The sequence below is a fragment of the Escherichia sp. AM3 genome (assembly GCF_032029835.1).
GTDB lineage: Bacteria > Pseudomonadota > Gammaproteobacteria > Enterobacterales > Enterobacteriaceae > Escherichia > Escherichia coli.
Genome location: NZ_JAVUPQ010000160.1, coordinates 1 through 3,553, shown reverse-complemented (window position 1 = coordinate 3,553; position 3,553 = coordinate 1). Strand labels below are relative to the sequence as shown.

Here is a 3,553-nt window from a genome sequence, read left to right as displayed (position 1 = left end):
CAGCTACCCGTTAAATCAAGGCCTGAACAGATAATACGAGCATACTTCAGCGAATAGGCTATTTGGATTGCAGCAAAAACAACGGTATGGCATGAACAATAACCGAGGTTAATATCCTTGCAAAAGCCAACCAGACGACCTTTTTTAGAAAAAGGTACAGAGATCAGGAGCTCTTTATGAATTCGGCTCAAAATATTAAACTTGATCTTCTTGATCAATCCACCTTTTTCTCTGCGGTAAAATGAACGTAGTACCAGGCAGTTTTGAAGGATGTACCGCTTATCTTCTTCAGAAGCATGTTCATAAACGTCAACATTTACGATGGTATAACGACTTCTCTGGCTAAATTTATAAAAATCATCACGCCGTTGATGTAAAAAGCGAACATCGGTAAGTACATAAATATAGGGAATAATATTATGACTTAATAGATATTGTGCAGAACCATTGACAGCAATAACATCCCTTGTCTGCAGCACTGACAATGGTGTTTTTTGCGATGTGGGGCCGGAAAGAAAAATAATAACATCATCAGACGTTTTACTTTCTATCAGGTTTTCAACATCTTTTTTGTCAATGTATCTAATATTCTTCATGATAAACCTGTGAAATAAGAACTCCGCATAGAAATGTCCTGACGAAGACGTTTAAATGTAAGACTTTTACTTTATCGTGCTGGCTTCCCTTTCAAACGCCGCATAAGATTACGTATTTTTTTACGATAAACTAAAAGATAATAACCGAGATCTTTAACCTCATTCTTAATACCATAATGTCGCTCTAAATCAATACGATCTTTCGCTTTACGTTGTGCAGATGCCCGTTTTCCTGAAAGATCAATAATGCGTACTTCACCATTTTCAATAATAAAATTACCGCGGTGAGGATCACCAGATACCATACCGTGTTCGTGTAATGAACGAATTGATTGTTGAATTTTATTTTTTAAAGTTTCATCAATATCGGGGATATCACACAACTCTACGCCATCGATATATTCGATAAGCATTATATAAGTATGGACAAAACGTAATGTTTTCCGTTCTGCCAACAAATAAAAATCATTGAGAGAATGTAGCCCCTCGTTACGCACTTTTTGAGTATGCTCAAAAAGGCGTTCATAATAATCTCCCTTTAAAAGAGATTTAAAGAAACGTTCGTTGCGTTTTACTTTAGGCGAAAAAACTTTAAGTATCAATTTACCGTAATCGGTATCAATAAGCATGACTTTTGTATCATCTATAGAACGAAAAACTTTGATGATATTAATATCATAAGAAAGAAAGTCATTTAATACATTGAGATACTTTGAGTTATTTTCATCGGTAAAAACAACTAAATCTTTGATTTTATTCTTCTGAATCATGTTAAACCAGTTAAATGTTATTTACGGTAATATTTTCGGCAAAGATAACACACTCCTGCAATGAGTCCTGAGATATAATGATGTTGCACTAACAGATGTTTATATCTTTTTTTGAATTCAATAATTGATTTTGCATCTCGTGGTGAGTCATCTTTCCAGGGGGATCTTTCTAAAGCTATTTTATAGTATTTTACCGATGGATAAATTGCCCATTTGTGCCACGGCTTGGTGGCCCCAGTATAATGAATAAGAAGAGTATCCTCTTTTATCAACTCTTTATATTTTTGATGCGTTTTATCTTTTAACTCACTTTTTATTGTATATATAGTATTGAACTCACGTGGCAGGAATATTGTCATCCCTTTTAGTAGGACATTCATAACGTCCTGGTCAGGATACTTATAAATACTATCTTTACTCATAAGAATAGACAGTGCTTTTTCGGTTAGTTTTGCTTCTGTCCATTTTTTTAGGTCTAAGTAAACGACACCAGAATTAAAATACTGCCCCCGAAGTTCAGGATCAGATAATCTGACTACCGCCTTTTCCTGCATTGGGTCTACATCCCTGACTACTGCAGCCACCGCTCCATTAAACTCTAAATGCAATAGTTGACTAATATTTCCCTTACAAACTACATCGGCATCAAGATAAAGCAAACGATTAAGTGTTACTCCCAATAATTGAAAAGCAAATAAACGGAAGTACATTGCTCTTGACCAGACTTGTGTACAAGGCAGGCACTGAAGATTATCAGTATTTATTCTATAAAGTGTGATTCTTAATTGGTATTGCTCAGCAAGTTTCTCAACTTTTTGAAAGAAATCGTCGTTATAAACATCAGCAATAATATAAAAATCAAGATTAACATGTCGATTATTAATGACAATTGAAGTAATGGAAACACCTACACCATCAAGATAATTGGAATCGACACCATAGGCAACATTTAAACTTTCAGCAGTATTTTCATCAATAAGCCTAAAATCCCAGGCTTTAACTTTATCTATCTCTATGGCAGGAAATGAGTCCACAAGGCTATCCTTATATCATTACTTTATATACTCGTTATACTTCAAGTTGCATGTGCTGCATCGGCGAGTTACTCGGCATTTCAGGGCCAACGCAAGCGTTCCTCAAAACGCCACTGGCTTTTTGTCCTGCAACTCGAATTATTTAGAGTATAGATTATCAGTATTAATGCTTTAGCTTTTTTATAAAATACAAAAGATAGTTGCCAAATCCTTTGATATATTGCTTTTTTTTCAACATATGTTTAGCACTGTATCTTAATTGATTACTATTAACCGGTTTCAATAACGCAGTATCCTTCCATGGTGAAGCATTTTTTGCCGCCATAAAAGCTTGTGATATTGGATAATCCCAGGCCCAGTCATGCCAGGGTTTAGTTGGACCAATATAATGAATAAAAACTGTATCGTTAGTTACTGGGTTTTTAAAACTTTCTTTTAGTTGATAATTTAAACTAAACTGAGTGTTATATTTAATATCAGCATAAACAAGTTTGTCTGCCAATAACATATTTAATACATCCTGATCAGGATGTGTTATTTTTTTGACTATCTCTGGATCACTTAACATTGCAATGGCCCGTGCAGAAACCCGCTCATTCGTCCATTGATTAGTATTAATCAGTAAAAAACCGGAGTTAAAGTAACCATTAGCAATCCCAGCAACACCTAACGAATGAGCACGTTTTGCCCACCAGTCTTTTTGTCCTTCTGTAACAACCATTGCGACTGTATGTTCAGAAAACGTGTAATTGATAAGTGGTTCTATAGTTCCCTGACAAATAATATCTGCATCCAGATAAAGAACTTTGGGTGCTTTATTAAAAAAGTAATCGGCGATAACAAAACGAAAATAAATAGCATGAGTCCAGTTCTTGGTGCAGGGTAATGAACGGAGTCGATCACCATTAATTAAATATATCTTAATTCTTGTTTTATATTGCCTGGCCAGGGCATCAAAATATTTGCGATCGTCATCACCGAAATAATCAGTAAAAATATGAAAGCATAATTGATTTCCTTCATTATATTTTAATATTGAAGCAATCGATATTCCGCATCCAAAAAGAAAATTTTTGTCAGTCCCATAAGCAATATCCAGACAAAGATTTTCTGCTTCTATTTTATGATTATAATCAATAACCGAATTGAGAAA

4 protein-coding genes are annotated in these 3,553 nt (G+C 34.6%); all 4 read right to left on the bottom strand.

Annotated elements, in window-relative coordinates:
• A partial coding sequence (gene waaZ, locus RTW80_RS23215) for a 3-deoxy-D-manno-oct-2-ulosonate III transferase WaaZ (protein ID WP_312720407.1) occupies nucleotides 1-596 on the bottom strand: 596 nt, incomplete at its 3' end.
• Between the two features lie 71 nt (nucleotides 597-667).
• Nucleotides 668-1,366, bottom strand: a complete 699-nt coding sequence (gene rfaY / locus RTW80_RS23210) for a lipopolysaccharide core heptose(II) kinase RfaY (RefSeq protein ID WP_000615160.1) — start codon at nucleotides 1,364-1,366, stop codon at nucleotides 668-670.
• Nucleotides 1,367-1,383: 17 nt separating this feature from the next.
• Complete coding sequence (gene rfaJ / locus RTW80_RS23205; RefSeq protein ID WP_000376846.1) at nucleotides 1,384-2,400, bottom strand: lipopolysaccharide 1,2-glucosyltransferase RfaJ; 1,017 nt, start codon at nucleotides 2,398-2,400, stop codon at nucleotides 1,384-1,386.
• 163 nt (nucleotides 2,401-2,563) lie between these two features.
• A partial coding sequence (gene waaO / locus RTW80_RS23200) for a lipopolysaccharide 3-alpha-galactosyltransferase (protein ID WP_312720404.1) occupies nucleotides 2,564-3,553 on the bottom strand: 990 nt, incomplete at its 5' end.

Excerpts from the sequence above, each read along its gene's own strand:
- rfaY (WP_000615160.1), bottom strand. The coding sequence starts at position 1,366 with ATGATTCAGAAGAATAAAATCAAAGATTTAGTTGTTTTTACCGATGAA.